Annotated in this window: 21 protein-coding genes and 3 pseudogenes; 15 read left to right on the top strand and 9 right to left on the bottom strand. The window is 65.7% G+C overall.

All coding sequences use genetic code 11. The features are described 5' to 3' along the window. The first annotated feature begins 24 nt into the window (after positions 1-24). A pseudogene (locus BDI24065_RS23070) lies at positions 25-1,344 on the top strand (chloride channel protein). A gap of 68 nt (positions 1,345-1,412) precedes the next feature. Here BDI24065_RS23070 and petA read toward each other — a convergent pair. The 5 genes from petA to BDI24065_RS23045 form a co-directional block, all read right to left on the bottom strand. Next, positions 1,413-2,039 (bottom strand): ubiquinol-cytochrome c reductase iron-sulfur subunit, encoded by a 627-nt coding sequence (gene petA, locus BDI24065_RS23065; RefSeq protein ID WP_175033176.1) that lies wholly within the window; start codon positions 2,037-2,039, stop codon positions 1,413-1,415. Between the two features lie 95 nt (positions 2,040-2,134). Next, positions 2,135-2,569 (bottom strand): carboxypeptidase-like regulatory domain-containing protein, encoded by a 435-nt coding sequence (locus BDI24065_RS23060; RefSeq protein WP_175033175.1) that lies wholly within the window; start codon positions 2,567-2,569, stop codon positions 2,135-2,137. 51 nt (positions 2,570-2,620) lie between these two features. After that, a complete protein-coding gene (locus tag BDI24065_RS23055) occupies positions 2,621-4,087 on the bottom strand; it encodes a PDZ domain-containing protein (protein ID WP_254609834.1) in 1,467 nt (488 codons plus the stop codon). A gap of 785 nt (positions 4,088-4,872) precedes the next feature. After that, positions 4,873-5,439 carry a cytochrome b gene (locus BDI24065_RS23050; RefSeq protein ID WP_175033174.1) on the bottom strand — a complete coding sequence of 189 codons (567 nt, stop codon included), beginning with the start codon at positions 5,437-5,439 and terminating at the stop codon, positions 4,873-4,875. Positions 5,440-5,483: 44 nt separating this feature from the next. Further along, on the bottom strand, positions 5,484-5,858 hold the full coding sequence (locus BDI24065_RS23045) for a cytochrome b562 (protein ID WP_175033173.1): 375 nt from the start codon (positions 5,856-5,858) through the stop codon (positions 5,484-5,486). Positions 5,859-6,023: 165 nt separating this feature from the next. Here BDI24065_RS23045 and BDI24065_RS23040 point away from each other — a divergent pair, with 165 nt between their 5' ends. The 5 genes and pseudogenes from BDI24065_RS23040 to BDI24065_RS23020 form a co-directional block, all read left to right on the top strand. Further along, entirely contained in the window at positions 6,024-6,686 is a 663-nt protein-coding gene (locus tag BDI24065_RS23040) for a response regulator (RefSeq protein ID WP_175033172.1), read from the top strand. Further along, positions 6,686-8,035, top strand: a complete 1,350-nt coding sequence (locus BDI24065_RS23035; RefSeq protein ID WP_175033209.1) for an ATP-binding protein — start codon at positions 6,686-6,688, stop codon at positions 8,033-8,035. The genes BDI24065_RS23040 and BDI24065_RS23035 overlap by 1 nt, the downstream gene beginning before the upstream one ends. A gap of 255 nt (positions 8,036-8,290) precedes the next feature. After that, the gene (locus BDI24065_RS23030) at positions 8,291-8,611 is read left to right on the top strand and encodes a DUF4148 domain-containing protein (RefSeq protein WP_175033171.1); all 321 of its coding nucleotides are present in this window, start codon (positions 8,291-8,293) and stop codon (positions 8,609-8,611) included. A 668-nt stretch (positions 8,612-9,279) separates the two neighbouring features. Next, positions 9,280-9,741, top strand: coding sequence for a hypothetical protein (locus BDI24065_RS23025; RefSeq protein ID WP_175033130.1), 462 nt, complete (start codon positions 9,280-9,282; stop codon positions 9,739-9,741). A gap of 82 nt (positions 9,742-9,823) precedes the next feature. Further along, positions 9,824-9,955: pseudogene (locus BDI24065_RS23020) on the top strand (transposase); the annotation flags it as partial. Between the two features lie 222 nt (positions 9,956-10,177). Here BDI24065_RS23020 and fabI read toward each other — a convergent pair. Genes fabI through BDI24065_RS23000 form a run of 4 tightly spaced genes read right to left on the bottom strand, consistent with a single transcriptional unit; the run spans position 10,178 to position 15,347 of the window. Continuing rightward, positions 10,178-10,939, bottom strand: a complete 762-nt coding sequence (gene fabI, locus BDI24065_RS23015) for an enoyl-ACP reductase FabI (protein WP_217481832.1) — start codon at positions 10,937-10,939, stop codon at positions 10,178-10,180. 8 nt (positions 10,940-10,947) lie between these two features. After that, a complete protein-coding gene (locus BDI24065_RS23010) occupies positions 10,948-12,138 on the bottom strand; it encodes an acetate/propionate family kinase (RefSeq protein ID WP_174980312.1) in 1,191 nt (396 codons plus the stop codon). Next, on the bottom strand, positions 12,135-13,538 hold the full coding sequence (locus BDI24065_RS23005) for a bifunctional enoyl-CoA hydratase/phosphate acetyltransferase (protein WP_174980311.1): 1,404 nt from the start codon (positions 13,536-13,538) through the stop codon (positions 12,135-12,137). Before BDI24065_RS23005 ends, BDI24065_RS23010 begins: the two co-directional genes overlap by 4 nt. A gap of 9 nt (positions 13,539-13,547) precedes the next feature. After that, positions 13,548-15,347 carry a PHA/PHB synthase family protein gene (locus BDI24065_RS23000; protein ID WP_174980310.1) on the bottom strand — a complete coding sequence of 600 codons (1,800 nt, stop codon included), beginning with the start codon at positions 15,345-15,347 and terminating at the stop codon, positions 13,548-13,550. Positions 15,348-15,730: 383 nt separating this feature from the next. On the opposite strand from BDI24065_RS23000, the gene atpD reads away from it, so the two are divergent. From atpD to BDI24065_RS22955, 9 genes and pseudogenes are all read left to right on the top strand, one after another. Beyond that, the gene (gene atpD, locus BDI24065_RS22995; protein WP_254608034.1) at positions 15,731-17,197 is read left to right on the top strand and encodes a F0F1 ATP synthase subunit beta; all 1,467 of its coding nucleotides are present in this window, start codon (positions 15,731-15,733) and stop codon (positions 17,195-17,197) included. Continuing rightward, entirely contained in the window at positions 17,178-17,642 is a 465-nt protein-coding gene (locus BDI24065_RS22990; RefSeq protein ID WP_254608007.1) for a F0F1 ATP synthase subunit epsilon, read from the top strand. Before atpD ends, BDI24065_RS22990 begins: the two co-directional genes overlap by 20 nt. Next, complete coding sequence (locus tag BDI24065_RS22985) at positions 17,639-17,959, top strand: AtpZ/AtpI family protein (protein ID WP_098553564.1); 321 nt, start codon at positions 17,639-17,641, stop codon at positions 17,957-17,959. The genes BDI24065_RS22990 and BDI24065_RS22985 overlap by 4 nt, the downstream gene beginning before the upstream one ends. Further along, positions 17,928-18,266, top strand: a complete 339-nt coding sequence (locus BDI24065_RS22980; RefSeq protein WP_438820029.1) for an N-ATPase subunit AtpR — start codon at positions 17,928-17,930, stop codon at positions 18,264-18,266. Before BDI24065_RS22985 ends, BDI24065_RS22980 begins: the two co-directional genes overlap by 32 nt. Further along, positions 18,263-18,961, top strand: coding sequence for a F0F1 ATP synthase subunit A (locus BDI24065_RS22975; RefSeq protein ID WP_098553566.1), 699 nt, complete (start codon positions 18,263-18,265; stop codon positions 18,959-18,961). Before BDI24065_RS22980 ends, BDI24065_RS22975 begins: the two co-directional genes overlap by 4 nt. After that, positions 18,958-19,206, top strand: a complete 249-nt coding sequence (locus tag BDI24065_RS22970) for a F0F1 ATP synthase subunit C (protein ID WP_098553567.1) — start codon at positions 18,958-18,960, stop codon at positions 19,204-19,206. The genes BDI24065_RS22975 and BDI24065_RS22970 overlap by 4 nt, the downstream gene beginning before the upstream one ends. A 12-nt stretch (positions 19,207-19,218) precedes the next feature. Next, positions 19,219-19,974, top strand: coding sequence for a F0F1 ATP synthase subunit delta (locus BDI24065_RS22965; RefSeq protein WP_174980309.1), 756 nt, complete (start codon positions 19,219-19,221; stop codon positions 19,972-19,974). After that, a pseudogene (locus tag BDI24065_RS22960) lies at positions 19,946-21,490 on the top strand (F0F1 ATP synthase subunit alpha); the annotation flags it as partial. The gene BDI24065_RS22965 and the pseudogene BDI24065_RS22960, both read left to right, overlap by 29 nt. Beyond that, on the top strand, positions 21,490-22,329 hold the full coding sequence (locus BDI24065_RS22955) for a F0F1 ATP synthase subunit gamma (protein WP_175033170.1): 840 nt from the start codon (positions 21,490-21,492) through the stop codon (positions 22,327-22,329). The pseudogene BDI24065_RS22960 and the gene BDI24065_RS22955, both read left to right, overlap by 1 nt. Positions 22,330-22,394: the final 65 nt, after the last annotated feature.

The following is a 22,394-nucleotide window of genomic DNA, read 5'->3' as shown; positions in this document are numbered from 1 at the left end:
AGACAGGTCGCAAGGGGGAGACCGATGATTCGCATTTCCGCGCTCGCAGATCGACGCGCGCTGCTGCACGCGCGGCGTCTGTGGCTTTACTATGGCGTGTTCTGGCTGGGTGCGGTTGCAGTGGGCCTCGTGGCGGTGCTTTATGCGAAGCTGATCGATTTCGGCTACGGGGTGTTTCTGGGCTACGCTGCCGAGCACGCGTGGCTGCCGCTGATCGTCACACCGATCATTGGCGCGCTCACGGTCTGGCTGACGCAGAGATTCTTCGATGGTGCGGAGGGGAGCGGCATTCCACAGGTGATTGCGATGCTGCATGCGCCGGGCAACACGGGTGCGCGGCTGCTCAAGTTCCGGATCCTGATCGGGAAGATACTCGTCTCGTTCCTGGCCATTCTCGGCGGGTTCACGATCGGCCGCGAAGGCCCGACGATTCACGTCGGGGCCGCACTCATGTTCAACCTGCGGCAGTTTTATCCTCAGCGGTTTCGGGCGATTCGCCCGGGCGTGCTCGAGCACCGGCTGGCCCTCGCGGGCGCGGCGGCAGGCCTTTCCGCCGCGTTCAATGCACCGCTTGCTGGTGTCGTATTCGCGATCGAGGAACTCACGCGCAGTTTCGAACAACGGACGAGTGGCGTCCTGATCACGGCGATCATCTTCGCCGGCATCGTGTCGCTCGGCATTCAGGGCAACTACGTCTAATTCGGCACGATCGACATCGGGGAGCACCTGCCCGAGTCGCTGGCGTTTGCGGTCGTCCTCATCGGCGTGACGGCGGGGGTCATGGGCGGAATCTTCTGCTGGTTGTTGCTCAACACGCGACGCTGGATTCCGCGCACGCTCCAGGATTTCCGTGCCGGTCGTCCGGTTCTGTTCGGCGCGGCATGCGGTCTGCTCGTCGCGGTCGTCGGCGTGACGACGCATGGCCATACGTTCGGCAGCGGATACGCGGAAGCGCGGGGCATGCTCGAAAGCCACACGAACGTCAGGATCCTGTATCCGGTGTTCAAGATGATGTCGATGATCGGATCGTACTTGCCCGGTGCGCCGGGCGGCTTGTTCGCGCCTTCGCTGGCTATCGGCGCGGAGATCGGCAACACGCTGCACATCCTGTTCTCGGGGTTGCAGCTGCAGATGCTGATCGCGCTCGGGATGGTCGGCTATCTGGCCGCGGTCACGCAGAGCCCGATCACGGCGTTCGTGATCGTCATCGAGATGATCAACGGCCATGCGCTCGTGATCTCGCTGATGGCGACGGCATTGATAGCCAGCCGGGTTTCCCGATTCTTTGCGCCACCGCTGTACGAGGCACTGTCGACCCGATATCACCCCCAACACGACAGGTAAATCGATTCGTGTTACGCGGAATGCAATTGGCTGCCCGCGCGCGGCAGCGGATCGGGCGCCTATCCAGGCTATGCCGCTCCGTGCTCATCCTGACCGATAAACAGTTCGGTCGACGACAAAAACATATAGCGAGGAACGTCGAGGTTCTGCGGTGCGGGCTTGTCGCGGAAGACACGCCCGGCGAGATCATAGGTTGATCCATGACACGGACACAGGAAGCCGCCCGGCCAGTTGTCGGGCAGGTTTGGCTGAGGCCCTGATTGAAACCGCGGCGTCGGCGTACAACCGAGGTGCGTACACACGCCAACCACGACGAGAATGTTCCGATGGTCGGCACGCGAGCGGAAGGGGCTCGTGCAATAGCTCGGCAGCGGCATCGAGAATGCGTGGCGCGAGTCGGGATCCGCGACTAGCGGAGTCGCCTTCACGACGCTTTCGAGCATGGCCGGTGAGCGGTCAACGATGAACACCGGCTTCCCGCGCCACGCCGCCGTCAACATCGCGCCCTCCGACAATTGACTGATGTCGACCTTGACCGGCGCGCCTGCGGCGAGCGCGCTGGCGGGCGGTGTCAGCGAGTCCACGAAGGGAATTGCCGCTGCAATTCCGCCGATACCGCTCGCGACGGAAGTCGCGATGAGCCAACGACGGCGATTGACGTCCGGTCCCGCAGACTCAATCGGTTTCTCGTCCATTTCAACTCCTTCCAGACAAGCTATCGTGTTTGTCGGGCAGTTTCCGCCCTTGAAACCGCGATCGAACGGAGCAGGGTGGCTCTTCCGATGTCGAGTCACATCGTCCAGACGAACACCGCGCGGGAATGCGAAGACGCATGTACGTCGACGCTCCGCCGCATGACTTGCCCGTGATACGTGGCCGTCACGGTATAGCGCCCGTCTGGCATCGATATGAGCAGGAATGGGCCTGCGGTTACCGTCGAGAGCACAGTCTTGCCATGCGCATCGATGATCTGTACCGGGATATCGGCAAGATAGTCGTTCCCGCTGCTCGTGTGTCCGGCAAACTCGAGCACGAGCGAATACTTGCCCATCTCCTGTTTGATCGCAGCCGATTGATCGCTACCGATCCCGCCTGACAGATAGGTAACCTTGCCCGAATGATCCGGCGGCGGCAGCGACGCCTGCTCGGCGGACAACCCGCTTTGTGAGAAAACGGCAATCGTCGCTGCCGCGACGCCAAGCGCCAATCTGGACGAATACTTCATGACAGACTCCTGCGGTGTGCTCCATGTCAACGTACTAGTATCGAAACGTCCTTAGCCCACGTTCATGGTGAGGAACATTCGCATGCCGTTCCGGTCGACAAGGAGCGCGACGTTGTGATCGGAACGCGCAATTTTCTTGAGGAATTGAGCAGTACTTGTCACCGGTGTCCTGTTGATCCTCAAAATGATGTCGCCCGGTTCGATCCCGGCGAACGCAGCCGGCCCGCGGCTTCGCTCGACGCGTACGCCTCCCCAGACTCCTGCTGCCTGTTCTTCGTCGCGAGTCAGATCGCGTAGCCCCAGTCCGTATGCGCCAGCAGACGCCCGGTTCATCGTGTTGACGGACAGGTCGTGGGTGCCTATCGACGACAGAACCAGCGTCGCGTGGCGTACGGCGTGATCTCGCCAATAGTCAAGATCGATCTTGGTGCCAGGACTCAGATCGGCCACTGTCGCCGGCAAATGTGTCGAATCCGAAACCACAGTGCCGTTGATGCCAACGATGACGTCGCCTGCCCGCATTCCTGCCTTCGCTGCGGGACCGCCCGAGTCGACCGACGTGACGAGCGCACCGTTCGGCCGCTTCAACCCGAACGATCTGGCAAGGGGGCCTGTCACCTCTTGCACCGCAACACCTATCCGCCCATGCGTAGCCTTGCCGTGCAACTTCAACTGGCGTTCGACCCTCATGACTTCGTCGATCGGTATCGCGAAGGCGAGGTCCTGGTACACGTTGCCGTCGTCCGGAAGCGGCGTTTCGATGCCGACGACTTCGCCTTTGAGGTTCATGAGCGGACTACCGCCTTCTCCCGCGTTCTCCGTCAGATCCGTCTGGATCAACGGGACGTACGATTGATCAGGAAGCAGACGGGAGGTGTTGCTTACGATACCTCGCACGATCGAGTTCCCAAGTCCGTATGGGGAACCAATAGATGCAACCCATTCGCCGGCTTTGAGCGTCGACGGCGATCCGATCCTGGCAACCGACAGCCCTTTCGCATGAATCCCGACCAGCGCGACGCCGCTCGCCGGATCGCTGCCAATGACCCGGGCGCGGTACATTCGCCCGTCAGCGAGGGTGACGGTAATCCTCGAAGTGCCTGCAATGTCGCTGGCGTCGGTGAGGATGTCACCGTCCGACGAGATGATGAAACCGCTGGCGTGCTGTTGTGCAGGGGCGCCGCGATCACTTCCGGGCGGGGGGGAGAATTCCCTGAAGAAGCGAAGGAAAGGATCGTTGGTTATGCCTGGTGGAGGCCAGAGTTGCTTCACACTCGATGTCTCGTTGATTGGAGACATGTTAACGGCAACGACGGCGGGCCCTTCTATCCGCGCGATGTTCTCGAAGTCGGACACGATACCCGGGTAGGCCGCCATATCCGGTGTCGCGGAGAGAACGCCTCGCGGAACTCGCGTCGCCAGTGCAGGGGAAAGCGATTCCTTCGACATGCAACTTGCCGACAAGGCCGCAATTGCCAGACTGGCGAGCGCGATGCGCTTGAATTCGATGCTTGCCATGACTACGCTCCCGTCGCGCAGCGCCGAACGTGTTGTGCGAAACCGTCGGTAAGGCTGTTTCAAGACGCGACGATTCCACCCTAGGTCGAAAGAATTAAATTGCGCTTAAGAAACCGGGATCAGCGTGATCAGTTGTCTGGGGAACGATGACCGTGGCACAGGCATGCAGCGGGGCGCGCCGTGCTTGATTGCGGCATCTGGCAAGTAGGACGAGGACGACGGTCGGGTGCTCTGCGAAGATCCAGATGTCCGCTCAGGATCTGTCGACGGATGCCGGCAGGGCCGTGCTTGGCACTTCGTCGAAATGCAAGCCGCCTCCAGGTGAGACGAGCGAGATTATTCGCCTCGGGCAAGGCAATGAACAGATGAGAAGTTCGCAAGACGATCATTACGGACCGCAGGAAGAAAGCGAGCGTGATTCGTCGGATCGGTACCGCTTTTGTCGTGATCAAAGGGCCGATCGACAGGCAGGGCAGGCGGTATGTGAGTATCCGCGTGAGAATTCCGGAACATTCGGCATTATGCGTTGCGGGTACCTCGTTGATTCATGTCAACAAGCCAGTGCGCACGTGTCAAGGGTGTTGAAGATCACACTGGCGCATCGCATTCAGACGCGTAGAAAGGCCGCGGTGCACATCGGTGTCCGACGTTGCGTCGCCGGCCAGCGGTCAATTCGCCCGTCGACAGGCTTGCTGGCGTCCGACTCGCTGTTTGTGAAGGTCGTCGCTTCTATCGCCGGGGCCGCGAGGTGGAACGCGGCTCGCACCACTCAGCATATTCCGGCTTCAGCCAATATCCTCCGTCCGGGCCGGATGCGGGTCGGCACGCGTCGACCACGGCAGGATACGCGGCAGAAGGTTTTCCATCCGGATCATTCGATGCGCCAGTGCGCCCAGCACATGGAAGCCGACCAGCGCAGCCAGCCCGTAAGCGGTCAGCGCATGCAGTTCTCCGAGCCAGTGCGACAGATCGCGGCTTCGAGGCACCAGAGTGGGCAACGAGAAGAGCCCGAAGCAGCTCGCCGTGTGCCCGGCCGCATTCGTCTTCATCCAGCCGAGCACGGGAATGACGAGCATCAGCAGATAGAGCAGGCCGTGGACGGTGCGCTCGGCGCGATGGTTCAGCGTTCCGGACGGGTTGACCGACGGCGGCAGCCGGTGTCGCGTGCGAAGCCGATTCACGATGCGAACGGCCACGAGTCCGAGAATGAAGATGCCGATCGACTTGTGCAGGCTGACGAGATCTTCGTTGTCGTCCAGCAGCAAGCCGACGATCAGGTTGCCGATCAGGGCGACGGCCAGCAGCCAGTGCAGCAGACTGATCGACAGCGGGTAGCGGGTAACGGTTTTCATGACGGGCGTGCCTGTTCAGTGACCAGAAATGTGTCGGGGTCGGATTAGCCGAGCAGGTCGTGATAGCGCTTTTTCGTACTATTGATCCGCCGCAATGCCTGCTTTGCAGCGGTCAGATCGTTGGCCTGGATGGCTTGGTCGACTTCGGTCAGTTCATCCCGCAATGCGCGCATGCCTTCATCGTAGGTCGCCTGGTCGTCGCGATACCGCTGGCGGCTCGCCTGCTGCGCATCGCTTTCGAGCCTGGCCACATAGCCATTCATTTCCGCAGTCGTGCGACTGCCCATGGCCCCCTGCATCGCATGCTTCATGTCTGTCATCAGTGTCTTGATCTCGCCTGCACAGGCCGGCGCGGCCGCCACGGAAAGCAGCACGCCCAGCGTGGCGCAGAAACGGAGTCGGAACGGTAGCCGGTTCATGGTCGTCGATTCGATTGCGGGTGTCGGTGACCGCGACCATAGGGCGTCGACGTTAACGGATTCTTAAGGACCGGATTTTTCCGCGGCTCGCTTGATGCCTGCCCGTGCCTGCGGTTATCGTGCGGCAATGACGACGCCGTGTCCGGCGTAACAGGAGCACGACACATGCGGGTGCTACTCGTGGAAGACGACAAGCTGATCGGCAGCGGGGTAGAGGACGGTCTGATCGAAGCCGGCATGACAGTCGACTGGGCGCACGACGGCAGGCATGCACAGCTGGCGCTCGAAACCACGCCGTACGACCTCGTCGTGCTCGATCTGGGCCTGCCCCGCATGTCGGGAATCGAATTGCTCGAGTGGATTCGCAAGCGCGGCAACCATACGCCGGTGCTGGTGATGACCGCGCGCGACACGGTGGCCGACCGTGTGAACGGCTTGAGCGCGGGCGCCGACGACTACCTCGGCAAGCCGTTCGACCTGACCGAGCTGATCGCGCGCTGTCGTGCGCTCGTGCGGCGCTCGCAGGGGCGCGGTACCGATACGATCGACTACGGCGACCTGTCGGTCGATCCCGCACTGATGACGGTGACGCGCGGCGCCGAACGGATCGCACTGACGTCGCGCGAATGCGCGTTGTTGGTCGAACTGCTGGCGAACCAGGGTCGCCCTCTGTCGCGCGCCCGGCTCCAGGACAGCCTCTACGGCTGGAACGAAGAGATCGAAAGCAATGCGATCGAAGTGCATGTTTCGAATCTGCGCAAGAAACTGGGGGCCGAATTGATTCGCACGATTCGTGGCGTCGGGTACGTGGTGGAGAAGGCGTCGTGATGCGCTCGATCCGGCAACGGCTCACCTTGCTCGTGCTGTCGGGCGTCGTGGTGGTCTGGACATACTCGCTGGTGTCGAGTTACCGGCAGGCGATTCACGAAGCCGAGGAATGGGACGAAACCCGCATCGAGCAGATCGCAAGGGCGTTCGTCGCGCTCGATGCATCCGATCTCCCGGCCTTTGCGGACATTGTCCTCGGCTCGGGCGAAGACAACGATGGCGACAACGATGCATCGCCGCGCATGCTGTATCAGGTCAGTGACGCCGGCGGACGAATCCTAGCGGCCAGTCCGGGGCTGGAATCGCTCGATCTGCCGGTATTTCCCGCCGCGGCATCGAGCCCGATCCGGTTCGGTAATCCGAAGTGGCACGCCTACGTGCTGACCGATGACGCGCGCGGCCGCACCGTGCGTATTTTCGAGCAACGCACGCATCGTTCGGACTTGTCCGCCGAGGTTGCCCGCCGCGTCGCGCGGCCGCTTGCATTCGCGTTGCCCGTACTGGCCATAATGATCTGGCTGGCGATCGGTCGCAGCCTGACGCCATTGCGGACACTGTCCGAGGCGATCGAGGAACGATCCCCTGACAGTCTCGATGCGATTGCCACGAAGGGCATTCCCGACGAAGTGCGGCCGCTGGTCGCCGCGCTCAACACGTTGCTGCAACGTCTGCGCGCCTCGCTCGATCGCGAGCGCGCGTTCACCAGCGATGCGGCACACGAGCTCAAGACCCCGCTCGCCGCGCTCAAGGTTCAGGCGCAGGTCGCGCTCACGGCGCGCGATCCGGATCGTCAGCGGCGCGCGATGCAACGGGTCGTCGAGGGCGTCGACCGGAGCACGCATCTCGCGGACCAATTGCTTGCACTGGCGCGACTTGACGAGACGGTACCGGTGCCCGGCGAGGACATTGAGCTCGCGCGCCTGTTGCAGACATGCGTGAACGACCACCAGGCGCGTGCGGATCGCAAGCGGATCTCGCTGACATCGCGCGCCGACGGTCACGCCATCGTGCATGCGCCGCCGACCCTGTTGCGCGTCTTGCTCGACAACCTCGTCGATAATGCGATCAAGTACGGTCGCGAGCAGGGGAACGTCGAGATCGCAACGTGGCAAGATGCGGGCACGATTGTCCTTCAGGTGCGGGACGACGGTCCGGGAGTCTCGGACGAGAATTTGTCCCGATTGCAGGATCGTTTCTTTCGCGGAGAGGATCACGACGAAAGCGGCAGCGGGCTGGGGCTGTCCATCGTCGCGCGCATCGTGGCCAAACTCGGGGGAAGCTTCGCGTACATCGAAGGGCTGAACGGGAAGGGGTTCGGCGTGCGGGTGACATTGCCTGTGCCGACCTGACCTGGCATCGACGGTATGACGGTCGATTGCATGTCCGGACGAGACGGTCGAGGTCCGGCGGCATCCGATGGCGCGCGCTGCCATGATTCAGCCGTACGGCACCGGGCCGGAGATTCGGAGTCTGCCCGTGTCTTTCGCGGCTCATGCGTTCGAGGGCGCGCAGTTAACATTGCCTTCATGTTGAACGGAGCATTCTGTCCTTACGGCAGAAGAGGTGTTCTCGGATGCCGGTTCCGTTCATTGGAGGTCGAAATCATGAAGTTCGCTATCCGTACCATTATTCTCGCCGTGGCTATTGCGCCTGCACTCGCATTCGCTTCTCAGTCAAGCGGTGGCCTGACCAGGGCGGAAGTTCGCGCCCAGATCGTGCAGGTCGAGAAAGCCGGTTACAACCCCGCGCGAAAGGACATTCACTATCCGCAATCTATACAGCAGGCCGAGGCTCGCATCCGGTCTTCGGAAACCGCTAGGCAAGCCGATGCATCAGGCTATGGGCCCGCCCAGCCGGCCGGGTTCGGCTCGGGGTCCATGATCCAGCGCCACACTTCGTCGCGTTCGTTGTACGCGCATCATTGACGCCAAGCACATGCGACCGTCGAGTCGCGCGGTAGAGTATTCAGAATCGGACTCAGAAGTCACCGGTCTGTCGTTTATTTAGGGGGGTGTTTGTTCATGGGTCATATCGCCCTGGTACGACACATAAAGGATTGCGATCAATCCAAAAAAAGACCCGGTATCGAACCGGGTCAAACGAGAGCGGCAGGCGGACAAGCTCCGAACATCAGGGACCGTACTGCGGTTGATTTGCCGCGTTTGCCGTCACTCGGCGTGGACGACCGACACATGACTTGCGTGATCACGCTGTAGCCTCGAAACGGTACTTTGACACGCGACGCTTAAGGAATCATTAAGCGCAGAATAGCGATTAACTTCGGACTTCGAAATTATTTAACATAATAGACATGATCGCCATCGGCGAACCTTTTCCGTGGTACACAATTTGGCGTGTGACCATATCGTACGCCCCACGCCGGTTTGATTCCGTTTTAGTGAGCTTGCGCAGCAACTCCACCTTTTCATCAACTACAACGGCGAATGCACTTTCGCCGCCCTCGATCTCGTTGGCCGCGTCGAGCAGAGCCTTACGAACTGCCGCTGGTAGGGGTGACCTTGATTTCAGTGCAATTCCCCGGTTAGAGCGATCTAGGCTGCCCGCGGGGTTGCGGCATGACCCCAATAAATATTTGTTTAAGATCAAATGGTTGCTGTCTGGGTGCCAAGTGGGTTGCGCTCTTGTGCCTGGCGCGCGCAAAGCAGCGCTACAACCCGTTCAGCCATTGCGGCTGGGCGGCAATCGCCAGCCGGCCTCTCGGGACACGCCCGGGCTGGTCTATCTTGGCGGGCATTTCGTTGAAGACAAGCTGGACCTCTACCGCAGCGAGATGCGGGAGCGCATCGGCTGGTGTTTTGTGCCGCCGCAAATTCTCTACCAGCTGACGGCGATGATGACGCATCCAGCCGACAAACCGGCCGGCCGAACTCACTGGCCCCGGCTTGATGCCCGGTTCCTAGGTGTCACTGTCGGATGTAATTTCCCCGGAGGGGGCGGCATAAACCAGTCCAAGATTTTTGCCGTACCCATTGTGGGTCAGATTTCTGTCGGCGTTGACACATGGCCTCTGGAATGCTCATCCCGCCTCGACTAATCCATTCGTAGAGGGGCGTACACAGAGCATCCTGTTCTTCGCGGATGGTGCGTGTCGGAGGGGGACGCGATGGCACCTGGCACCACTCAACACCAGCGTCGTCGAAGGGTTCAACGATCCCATCGAGGTCATCAAGCGTCGGGCTTACGGGTATCGCGACGAGGATTACTTCTTCCTCAAAATCCGCGCCGCGTTCCACGGTATCCCGCGATGAACCGGATTAATGGACACCATTAGCTGAATTAGAGAACCTTAACATCTACAGGGCCGATTGCGACGCGATGGGTGGACTGATCGGCTTTTTTTCGAGATTTGCCGAGCTCGTGCATCGTACGGCCCGAGTGGATCGGTCCCTTGCTCCGCGGATCATTCAGATATCCGCGTTTCGGTCGTGGATCATTCCGTCAGAATTGCGCCGACCGACTTCCATGTCCGTTCATGCCACAACATGAAATCCTCCGTCGACATATACCGTCGACCCCGTTAACGCCATCCCGGCATCGCTTGCCAGCAACGCTGCGACACGTCCGACGTCATGGGTCGATACGAGTTGATGCGCCGGCGTGCGGGCGCGCACATCGTCGAGCAACCGATCGAAATCGTCGATGCCGGACGCGGCTCGCGTTTTCAGCGCGCCCGCGGAGATCGCGTGTACATGAATCCGCTGTTCGGCGAGATCGGCCGCGAGGTAACGAACGCTGGATTCCAGTGCAGCCTTCACGGGCCCCATGACGTTATAGTGGGCGACTGCGCGCTCGGCACCGTAGAAACTGACGGTTGTCAGGCTGCCGCCGTCTTTCATGAGCGCCAGCGCCAGCTTGCTCGCGCGCAAGAAGGAATGGCACGACACATCCATCGCCAGAGCGAATCCTTCCGCGGAACAATCGACGAGCGGCACGTGCAATGCGCCGCTCGACGCGAACGCAATCGAGTGAAGGACGAAATCGAGTTGTCCCCACTGCGTTTCGATTGCGCGGAATACCTGTTCGAGCTGTCCGGGGCGCGTGACATCGCACGGCAGGATCAACGGCGCGGCCAGGGATTCGGCGATCGGTCGGACGAACGGCTCGGCGCGTTCGTTCAGATAGGTCACGGCAATCCGCGCGCCGGCGGCGACGTAGTTTTTCGCGCATCCTGTCGCGATGCTGTTTTCATTCGCGATGCCGATCACCAGCCCGCGTTTGCCGGATAGATCGATGATCGGGCTCATGTCGCGGCTCCGGCATGCAGGATGGCGAGCGTCTCTTCGGCGATGACCTGTTCTTCGTCGGTTGGCAGGACCAGCAGCGCCGCGCGGCTGGCGCGGCCGTGAATCTCGGCGGCATTGGCGCGATTCGCGTCGATGTCGACCGCGACGCCGAGCCAGCCCAGCCATTGGCAGATGGCGGCGCGCACGCCGGGCTGGTGCTCGCCGATTCCTGCGGTGAACACGATCGCATCCAGTCCGCCGAGCGTGGTGGCCAACCGCGCGATCTCGCCAGCGATGCGGAATGCGAACAGATCCAGCGCCTCCCGCGCGGCAGGCGCGGGATTGTCCACCAGCACCCGGCTGTCCGCACTGATGCCCGATACGCCCAGCAGACCGGACTGGTGATATAGGATCGTCTCGACCTCATCGACCGTGTATTTCTCCTGCTTCTGCAGATGCAGCACGACACCGGCATCGAGCGCGCCGCAGCGCGTCGCCATCGGAATGCCGTCGAGGGTCGAAAATCCCATGCTGGTGTCCCGGCTCACGCCGGCATCGAGCGCGCACAGGCTCGCGCCGCTGCCCAGGTGCGCGGCGATCACCTTGCCTTGCGCCAGCCGTGGATAGGACGCGGCCAGCCGCGTTGCGATGAACCGGTACGACAGGCCGTGGAAGCCGTAACGCTTGACGCCCGCGTCATACAGCGCACGCGGAATCGCGAAGCGCCGCACCAGGGCGGCCTGGCTGCGATGGAAGGCCGTGTCGAACGACGCGCACTGGCGCAACTGCGGGCGCAGATGGCGAATCGCCCGGATCAGCCGCAAAGCCTGCGGCTGATGCAACGGGGCGAGCGGAACCAGCGCCTCGATCGCCTGCAGCGTGCGCGCATCGATCTCGGCCGGGCCGGAAAACGCATCGCCGCCATGCACGACGCGATGCCCGACCGACGCCAACCGATGCATCGACAGGTGACCGGAGATCCAGTCGAGCGCCTCGTCGAGCACGCCGTGCAGATCGTCCGTTGCCGCCACGCCGAGCGGAATCGCGAGCTGGCCGTCGGGGCCGGTGAATTCGAGCTGCAGCTGCGCGTGCCCGAAGTCGATCCGGCTGCGCCCGAGATGAACCGGCACATTACCGTCGATACCGAACAGGCCGATCTTGAGCGTCGATGAGCCGGCATTGAAGGTCATCAGCAAGGGCAGGCTCATTGAATGCTCCCGCGTTCGGCAGTACGTTCGGCCACCAGCTTGGCGAGCGCGGCCGACGCGATCCGCACTCGCAGGCTGTCCGAACGGCTCGTCAGGATGATCGGCAGGCGGGCGCCCAACACCAGTCCGGCGCCGTCCGCGCCGGCGAAGTACATCAGTTGCTTGGCCAGCATGTTGCCTGCTTCCAGATCGGGCACGAGCAGGATGTCGGCGCGGCCGGCGACCGGCGAACGGATGCCTTTCGATTGCGCGGCGGCGGCGCTGATCGCATTGTCGAATGCCAGCGGGCCGTCGACGATCGCGCCGCTGATCTGGCCGCGCGCGGCCATCATGGTGAGCGCGGCGGCGTCGAGCGTGGCGGGCATTCTGGCATTGACGGTTTCGACCGCCGCGAGCACGGCGACGTGCGGCTGCTCGACGCCCAGCAGACGCAGCAGATCGATCGCGTTCTGGCAGATATCGCGCTTCTGGTCGAGCGACGGTGCGATGTTGATCGCGGCGTCGGTGATGATGAGCGGTTTCGGATAGGCGGGGATGTCCATCGCATAGACATGGCTGATGCGCCGGTCGGTGCGCAGTCCCGAGGTCGGGGCCACGACGGCGGCCAGCAGTTCGTCCGTATGAAGGCTGCCTTTCATGAGCGCGGCGACCTTGCCCGCCGCACCCAGTTCGACCGCGCGCGCCGCCGCGGCGTGGCTATGCTCGACCGGCTCGATATCGATGCCCGCGAGACTGATCTGGGCCGTGTCGGCCGCCGCGCGGATCCTGGCCTCGGGGCCGATCAGCAGCGGATCGAGCAGGTTGGCGTCGCGCGCGTCGAGCGCGGCGCGCAACGCGTCGGGCGAGCACGGATGGGCGATCGCGGTGCGCAGCGGCGGCTGGGCGCGCGCGTCGCGGATAAAGGCTTCATAACGATCGTGATGGCGCACCGACACGTCAGGCCGGGGCGTGCGTTCGACCGTGAGCGGTTGGTCCGGTGCGATCACCGTCGCCGTGCCCATCAACACGATCTGCCCGGCCTGGTTGGCGCAGCGTGTGTCGAGCAGCACGATGCGCTTGTCGGGACGCTTTTCCTTCACGGTCACGGTCGCGGTGATCGTGTCGCCCGGCGCGACCGGGTGGCGAAATTCGAGTGTCTGGTCCAGATAGATCGTGCCCGGTCCGGGCAACTGCGTGCCGAGTACGGCGGATACCAGCGCGCCGGTCCACATGCCATGCACCACGATGTGGCCGAACAGGTCGTGCGCGGCGAAGGCCGCATCGACATGCGCCGGATTCACGTCGCCGGACAGCGCGGCGAACAGATCGATGTCGTCCCGGGACGCGGTGCGCGTGAGCGACGCGCTATCGCCGATCGCGAGCGTGCCGAACGGGCGGTTCGTCAGGAGTTCCTGGTTCATGTCGGTCGCCTATTTCTGGAAGACGTAGGTGCCCGGCGCGTCGCCGAGCGCCTCGGCGTCCGGATCGCCCGCTCCGAGGGCCGGCGGCTGCACGCGCTGGCCGTCCGAGTGTTCGGCGAGCCACAGGTGCCAGGCGGACCACCATGATCCCTCCTGCTCCGTCGCACGGTCCGCCCATTCGTCGGGCGACAGGTTCGGGTCCATCGCGCGCGTGGACTTGATCCGGTAGTGTCGGCCCCGATGCCCGGATTCGCTGACGATACCGGCGTTGTGCCCCCCCGTCGTCAGCACGAAGGTGACATCGGTGTCCGTCAGGTAATGGATCTTGTAGACGGAATGCCAGGGCGCGACGTGATCCTGCTCGGTGCCCACCGCGAACACCGGCATCCGGAGGTTGAGCAGCGACACCGTATGCCCGTCGACGACCAGGCGGTTGCACGCCAGATCGTTGTCGAGAAACAGCTTGCGCAGATATTCGGCATGCATCCGGTACGGCATCCGGGTCGCGTCGGCATTCCATGCCATCAGGTCGAATACCGGCGTGCGCTCGCCGAGCAGGTAGTCGTGCACGCCGCGCGACCAGATCAGGTCGTTCGATTGCAGCATCTGGAATGCCCCGCTCATCTGGCCGGCTTCCAGGCAGCCACGTTCCCACATCATGCTTTCGAGAAAATGGATCTCGCTGTCGTCGATGAAGAGCTGCAGCTCGCCGGGCTCGGTGAAATCCGTCTGCGCGGCAAGCATCGTCATCGTTGCCAGCCGGTCGTCGTGTGCGTTCGCCATCGCGGCCGCCGCGATCGACAGCAGCGTGCCGCCGAGGCAGTAGCCGGCCGCATGAACCCGGCGGCCCGGAACGATCGCCGATACCGCGTCCAGCGCGGCCATCACGCCGAGCCGGCGATAGTCGTCCATGCCCAGATCCCGGTCGTCCGCGTCGACGTTGCGCCACGAGATGCAGAACACCGTACGTCCCTGGCTGACCAGGTAGCGGATCAGCGAATTGTGCGGCGACAGGTCGAGGATGTAGTACTTCATGATCCAGGCCGGCACGATCAACACGGGTTCGGCGTCCACCTCGGCGGTCGCCGGCCGATACTGAATCAGTTCGATCAGGTGATTGCGGAACACGACGCGCCCGGGGGTTGCCGCGATGTCGATGCCGACCTTGAACGCGTCGACGCCGGCCGGCGGCTGCCGGGTCGCGATACGGGTCAGGTCGTCGAGCAGGTTGAACGCGCCTTGTGTGAGATTGGCGCCGAACGACGTGACGGTACGTTGCATGACCGCCGGGTTCGACCAGAGGTAATTCGCGGGAGCGAACGCGTCGAGCCATTGCCGCATGCAGAACGCGACGACCTCTTCATGGTGGCGCGAGGTGCCGGGTACGTCGCGGGTCGCGGCGCGCCACCAGTGCTCGGTCATCAGGAACGATTGCTGCCAGAAACGATAGGGTTCGATGTGCCACAGGGCATCGCTGAACCGCGTATCGCCTGCGCAGGGCTGGGCGAACGGTTCGGCGGCGGTCCCGGTTGCCGCCTGACCGGCATAGGCGAGGGCGAGGGCCCGGGCCGCTTCGCGCGCCGCGAGCGACGCCAGTTCGAGGCGTTTGCCGGGCGCGGCGGCCAGATGAATCAGCCAGTCCGAGAACGCGAGCTGAAGCGCGGCGGGGGACAGGCCGGCGGTCAGCCGCGCCAACGCGGCTTCCTTGGCGAAATCCAGCGCGCGGAACGGGTTGTCCGCCGGACGATCGGTTGGCGGCCATGCCCGGTGCGCGGGCGCGTCTTGCGGAGGTTGCCGCGGCGTATCCATCGGTTTTCCGTCGAAAGGGCTTGCTTGTGGGCCGCCACGAGAAGCGGGTGGCGGGCATGGAGCCGGCTCGCGGTTCCATGGAGGACTGCGCTGCGAACCACTCTAGCGTCGGCCGGGCCGCCGACGCTGATTTGCATCAAATGAAGTCGCTCCTTAATTTCCGGGCGCGTCATCAAGGTGCCATGGGGAGCCGCCGCGCCGGTCGTCGTCCCGGGAAATGCGAAGCGCGCGCCGGTCAGGTTGTCCGGCAACCGGCCGGCGAGCGTCGTACTCGCGGGTTGCGTGAATCGTCTGGCCATTTCTTGACGAGGATCAGCCCCGGAACGCGAGCAGCCGTTACCGTGGAAAAGGACCCAACGATAGCGGGCAGGCACACGGTGACGATCGATCAAGGGCTGACCTCCGAACCGGCGGAACACGCCGCGCAAGCGCACCGCGACGGCCGCGTGCTGGCCGTGCGTGGCGCCGTGCTGGACGTCGGGTTCGACGCGCACGCGCTGCCCGCGCTGAACGACGCGCTCGACATCGTCGTCGACGGCGCGGCGCCGGTGACGGCCGAGGTGCACGCGCACCTGAGTGAAACCGCCGTGCGCGCACTCGCGCTCGCGCCGACGGGCGGCTTGCGGCGCGGCATGACGGTCCGGCCGCACGGCGGGCCGCTGCGGGTGCCCGTGGGCGAGCGCGTGCTGGGCCGGCTGCTGACGATGACGGGCGCGCCCGGCGACGATGGCCCGGCGCTGCCGGCCGACGTGCCGCGGCGGCCGATTCACCGCGATGCCCCGCCGCTGGCCGAGCAGAAGGGCACGAGCACGCTGTTCGCGACGGGCATCAAGGTGATCGACCTGCTCGCGCCGCTCGCGCAAGGCGGCAAGGCCGCGATGTTCGGCGGCGCCGGAGTCGGCAAGACGGTGCTCGTGATGGAGCTGATCCATGCGATGGTCGAGCGTTATCAGGGCATTTCGGTGTTCGCGGGCGTGGGCGAGCGGTCGCGCGAGGGGCACGAGATGCTGCTCGACATGCGCGGTTCCGGCGTGCTGGGCCGCACGGTGCTGGTGTACGGCCAGATGAACGAGCCGCCGGGCGCCCGCTGGCGCGTGCCGCTGACGGCGCTGACCATCGCCGAATATTTCCGCGACGAACGCGCGCAAAACGTGCTGCTGCTGATGGACAACGTGTTCCGTTTCGTTCAGGCGGGCGCGGAGGTGTCGGGTCTGCTGGGCCGCCTGCCGTCCCGGGTCGGCTACCAGCCGACGCTGGCGAGCGAGGTCGCCGCGCTGCAGGAGCGGATCGCGTCGGTGGAGGGCGCTGCCGTCACGGCGATCGAGGCCGTCTATGTGCCGGCGGACGATTTCACGGATCCGGCGGTCACCGCCATCGCCGCGCACATCGACAGCATGGTGGTGCTGTCGCGTTCGATGGCGGCGGAAGGCATGTATCCGGCGATCGATCCGGTCGCGTCGTCGTCGATCCTGCTCGATCCGCTCGTGGTCGGGGACGAGCACGTCGCGGTCGCGACCGAGGTGCGCCGCGCGATCGAGCATTACCGCGAACTGCAGGACGTGATCGCGCTGCTCGGCATCGAGGAACTGGGCGCGGACGATCGCCGCACCGTCGAGCGCGCGCGCCGCCTGCAGCGCTTCCTCACGCAGCCGTTCGCGGTGACCGAGGCGTTTACCGGCCAGCCGGGCCGCTCGGTGACGACCGCCGAGACGATCGCCGGCTGCGCCGCGATTCTGCGCGGCGAGTGCGATACATGGCGGGAAAGCTCGCTGTACATGGTCGGCACGCTGGACGACGCGCGCCGCAAGGAAGCCGCCGCCGCGGGCGGGGATGGAGGCGCGCATGGCTAGGCTCGACCTGACGATCGCGACGCCCGCGCAGCTGCTGGTCGATGCGCTGGAGATCGCCTCGCTGCGCGCCGAGGATGCGACCGGCAGCTTCGGCGTGCGACCCGGCCACGTCGATTTCGTGACGCTGCTGCGCGCGTCGGTGGTGCGCTGGCGAACACCCGACGACCAATGGCATTACTGCGCGCTGGACGAAGGCGTGTTGAGCGTGTCAGGCGGCGTTCGCGTCGCGATCGCGTGCCGCGACGCGGTGCCCGGCGATTCGCTCGAACAACTCGACGCGCTCGTGCGCGCGAACCGCGCCGCCCGGCTGGACGCCGAACGGCGCGCGCGCGTCGACGAGACACGGCTGCATGCCGAAACGGTCAGGCGTTTGCTGACCTATCTGCGACCCGGGGGAAGCGCGGGCGACGCCCGCGATCCCTTCGTCGCGGAGCCACGGCGATGAGCGGGCGGCCGCCGCCGGATCCGCGCGACCGGCCCGATCGGGTCGAGCAGGCCGCGCGGCATGCCGCCGAACGCGCGGCGCGCGGCGCGCGCGATCCCGAACCGTCGCTGGGCACGCGGCTGGCGCAGATCGGCGTGCTCGGCTGGGCGATCCTCGCGCCGACGCTCGCCGGGCTGGCGCTGGGGCGCTGGCTGGACCGGCTGGCTGCGACGCGCGTGTTCTTCTCCGCGCCGCTCGTCATGATCGGCGCGGCCGCCGGATTCTGGTTCGCGTGGAAATGGATGCATGGCCAACAAGGACACAACCATGACGATTGATGCGTGGCTGGCGCCGCCAGCTGTCGCCAACCTGGCCGCCGCGACGCTCGGCGTGGTCGTCGGCCTTGCGCTCGGCGCATGGCACTTCGGTTCGCTCGCATGGAACGGCCGCCTGTTCGCGGCCGGCCGCGTGGCGTGCGCGCTCGGCCTGCAAGGCGCGCGCATCGCCATCGCGGTCGCCGTGCTGGTGGCGCTGGCCCGGCTCGGCGCCGCCGCCGTCGTGGCGGGCGCGCTCGGGCTGCTGTTCGCGCGCGCCGTCGCGCTCCGATACGCCGGCGCATTGACGGCGCCCCGGGGGCCGCGATGAGCGCCTCGCCGCTCGCGACCGTCCCGCTGTGGACGCTGGGTCCACTGTCGATATCGTCGCCCGTGCTGGTCACCTGGGGAATCATGCTGGCGCTGGCGGCACTCTCGGCGTTCGCGCGCCGCCGCTTGTCGCTCGAGCCGTCGCGCCTGCAAAGCGTGCTGGAGTTGCTGGTCGTCGCCGTCGACGCACAGATCGTCGGCACGATGCGAGCCGGGGCCGCCCGCTATCGCGCATTGATCGGCACGATCTTCCTGTTCGTGTTCACCGCGAACGCGTCGTCGCTGATCCCGGGCGTCGAGCCGCCCACCGCGCACCTGGAAACCGACGCGGCGCTCGCGCTGGTCGTACTGGGCGCGACGTGCTACTACGGCGTGCGCACGCGCGGCTGGAAGAACTATCTCGCCACTTTCGCCGAACCGACCTGGGTGATGATCCCGCTCAATCTCGTCGAGCAATTGACGCGCACGTTCTCGCTGATCGTGCGGCTGTTCGGCAACGTGATGAGCGGCGTGTTCGTGATCGGCATCGTGCTGTCGCTCGCGGGATTGATCGTGCCGATTCCGCTGATGGCCCTCGACCTGCTGACCGGCACGGTCCAGGCCTACATCTTCATGGTGTTGTCGATGGTGTTCATTGGCGCGGCGGCGGCCGATGACGAACCTTCCGTTCACCGCCGCAAGCAGGAGCAGTCATGAGCAATCTCATCGAAATCGTCAGCATCGCGGCAGCGGCGCTCGCCGTGTCGTTCGGTGCGATCGGGCCCGCGCTGGCCGAAGGCCGCGCGGTCGGCGCGGCCATGGACGCGATTGCCCGCCAGCCCGATGCGGCGGGCACGGTTTCGCGCACGCTGTTCGTCGGGCTGGCGATGATCGAGACGATGGCGATCTACTGCCTGGTGATCGCGTTGCTGCTGTTGTTCGCCAACCCGTTCATCAAGTAGCGCGAGGCGACGATGCGAATCGACTGGTCCACGCTGATCCTGCAGACCATCAACGTGCTGGTGCTGGTGTGGCTGCTGTCGCGCTTTCTGTTCAAGCCGGTCAGCGCGATCATCGCGGCGCGCCAGGAAGCGGCGCGCAAGCTGATCGACGCCGCGCGCGACGATGCCCGCGCGGCGAGCGCTGCGCGCCAGGCGGCGCAAGCCGAGCTCGCCACGGTGGTGGCCGCGCGCGCCGATGCGTTGAAGGCGGTGGCGGGGCAGGCCGCCGCCGAGAAGGCATCGCTGCTCGCGCAGGCGCAGGCGGAAGCCGGACAGTTGCGCGACGCGGCGGCGGCGCGGCTGGAGTCGGAGCGGCTCGAGCGCACGCGCGACGACGCCCGCCGCTCGACCCGCCTCGCGCTCGACATCGCGGCGCGGCTGTTCACGCGCCTGCCGGAGCCGGCGCGCGTGACCGGCTTCATCGATGGTCTCGCCGGGCAAGTCGCGCTGCTGCCCGAATCGGTCCGCTCGGAACTGGGCGCGGGCAACACGCCGCTGCAACTCAGCACGCCGCGTGCGCTCGACGCGCAGGAAATCGCGTCATGTCGCGCCGCGCTGTCCGCCAGCCTGGGCCGGCCGGTCGAACTGGCGGTGCGGATCGACGCGTCGCTGATCGCGGGACTCGAGCTCGACGCGGCGCACGCGCGAGTGCGCAACAGCCTGAAGCAGGATCTGGAACATATCGAGGCGGTACTGCTGAATGACGATGAAGCCAGCCGACCTTCCTGAACACGCCGACTGGCTCGCGCGCCAGCGCGCCGCGCTCGACGGCGCCGCACTCGCGCCGTCGGCGGAGGCCATCGGGCGAGTCGAACGGCTTGCCGACGGGATCGCATTCGTGTCCGGACTGCCCGACGCGATGCTCAACGAGCGGCTGCTCTTCGACAACGGCTCGACCGGTTTCGTGCATACGCTCGACGCCGACCTGATCAGCGTGGTGCTGCTCGACGCCGATGCGGGGCTGGAGGCGGGCGCGGCGGTGCGCTGCTCGGGCGCCGTGCTGGAGGTGCCGGTCGGCCCGGCCCTGCTCGGCCGGGTGGTCGATCCGCTCGGCCGGCCGCTCGATCATCCGGGCCCCGTCGGCGCGACGATGCGCTCGCCGATCGAACGGCCGGCCCCCGCGATCATCGATCGGGACCTGGTGGTCGAACCGCTCGAGACGGGCTTGCTGATCGTCGACGCGCTGTTCACGATCGGCCGCGGGCAGCGCGAACTCATCATCGGCGACCGGGCGGTCGGCAAGACCGCGCTGGCGATCGATGCGATCGTCAACCAGCGGCATTCGGACGTGATCTGCGTCTACGTGGCGATCGGCCAGCGGGCGAGCGCCGTGCAGCGCGTGATCGACGCGGTGGCCCGGTACGGCGCGCCGGAGCGTTGCATTTTCGTCGTGGCGCCGGCCGCCGCGGCAGCCGGCCTGCAGTGGATCGCGCCGTTCGCCGGGTTCACGATGGCCGAATATTTTCGCGACCGCGGCCAGCACGCGCTCATCGTGATCGACGACCTGACCAAGCACGCGGCCACGCACCGCGAGCTGGCGCTGCTGACGCGCGAGCCGCCCGGCCGCGAAGCGTATCCGGGCGACATCTTCTATCTGCACGCCAGGCTGCTCGAACGCGCCGCGAAGCTGTCCGCGACGCTCGGCGGCGGTTCGCTCAGCGCGCTGCCGATCGCGGAAACGGATGCCGGCAACCTGGCCGCGTATATCCCCACCAACCTGATCTCGATCACGGACGGCCAGATCGTGCTGGACGCCGCGCTGTTCGCGTCCAACCAGCGGCCCGCCGTGGACGTCGGCCTCAGCGTCAGCCGGGTGGGCGGCAAGGCGCAGCACCCGGCGCTGCGCGAGGCGTCCGGGCGCTTGCGGCTCGACTATGCGCAGTTCCTCGAACTCGAGGCGTTCACGCGCTTCGGCGGGTTGACCGATGCGCGCCTGAAAGGGCAGATCACGCGCGGCGAGCGGATTCGCGCGCTGATCACGCAGCCGCGTTTTCATCCGTTGCGAACGATCGATGAAGTCGTGCTGCTGAAAGCGCTGGCCGACGGCGTGTTCGACTCCGCGCCGCCACGCCTGCTGACGACGATTCGCGAACAACTGCCGGCCTGGCTCGATGCGCAACAGGCGCCGCCGGGTGCCCTGCTCGACGATCCGGCCGCGCTCGCCGGGCTGGTGCGGACAGTTCGGGAGCAGGTCGAGCGGCTGGCGGCCCAGGCCGGCGCGGCGGAATCCGGGGCCGTGCCGTCATGAGCGACAAGCTGAGCGCCGCGGAAGCGCGCGCCGACACCGCCCGCCAGCTGCAGTCCGTGATCGGCGCGATGCGCGGCGTCGCGGCCGCGCGTGCGCATGACGCGCAGGCCCGTTTGCCGGGCGTGCGCGCCTGCGCCGCGATCATCGGCGCGGCGATCGGCGCCGTTCTGTCGGCGGATGCGACGCGTCCGGGGAGCGGCACGGCCGCAGCGCCCGCGAAACCGCAGGTGGTCATCGTGCTGTGCAGCGAGCAGGGCTTCGTCGGGGCGTACAACGCGCAGATTCTCGATCGGGCCCGCCGCCGCGGGGAGGCGGCCCACTATCTGCTGATCGGGTCGCGCGGCGCCGCGCTTGCCGAGGCGCGCGGGCTGCCGGTCGCCTGGACCGCGCCGATGACGTCGCGCGCGGACGATGTGGTCGCCCTCGCGGGCCGCTTGACCGACGCGCTGTTCGCCCATCTCGCCGCCAGCGGCGCCGAAACCGTGTCGATCGTGCACGCGATGCCCGGGTCCGCACGGCTCGACGTGGTCGAGCATCGGCTGCTGCCGTTCGACTACAGCCGCTTCGACGCCGCGCCGCGCTCGCAGCCGCCGTTGCTGAGCTTGCCGCCCGGCCGGGTGCTGGCGGAGCTGGCGCAGGCGTATGTCTTCGTCGAACTGTGCGAGGCGACGATGCTGGCGTTCGCGGCGGAAAACGAAGCGCGCACGCGGGCCATGATCGCCGCGCGCGCCAATATCGAACACAAGCTCGCCGAATTGCTGCAAATCTGCCGGCTCGCGCGCCAGGATGAAATCACGGCCGACATCCTCGAACTGGCGGCGGGTATCGATCCGTGACCGGGATGGCCGATCGCGCCCCGCGCCAGCACGCCACCGGCTGCGTGGCGGAACGCCGCCGGGGT

The sequence above is a fragment of the Burkholderia lata genome, from assembly GCF_902499025.1.
GTDB classification, from domain to species: Bacteria; Pseudomonadota; Gammaproteobacteria; order Burkholderiales; family Burkholderiaceae; genus Burkholderia; species Burkholderia lata_C.
This window is presented reverse-complemented; position numbering and strand designations above follow the sequence as displayed.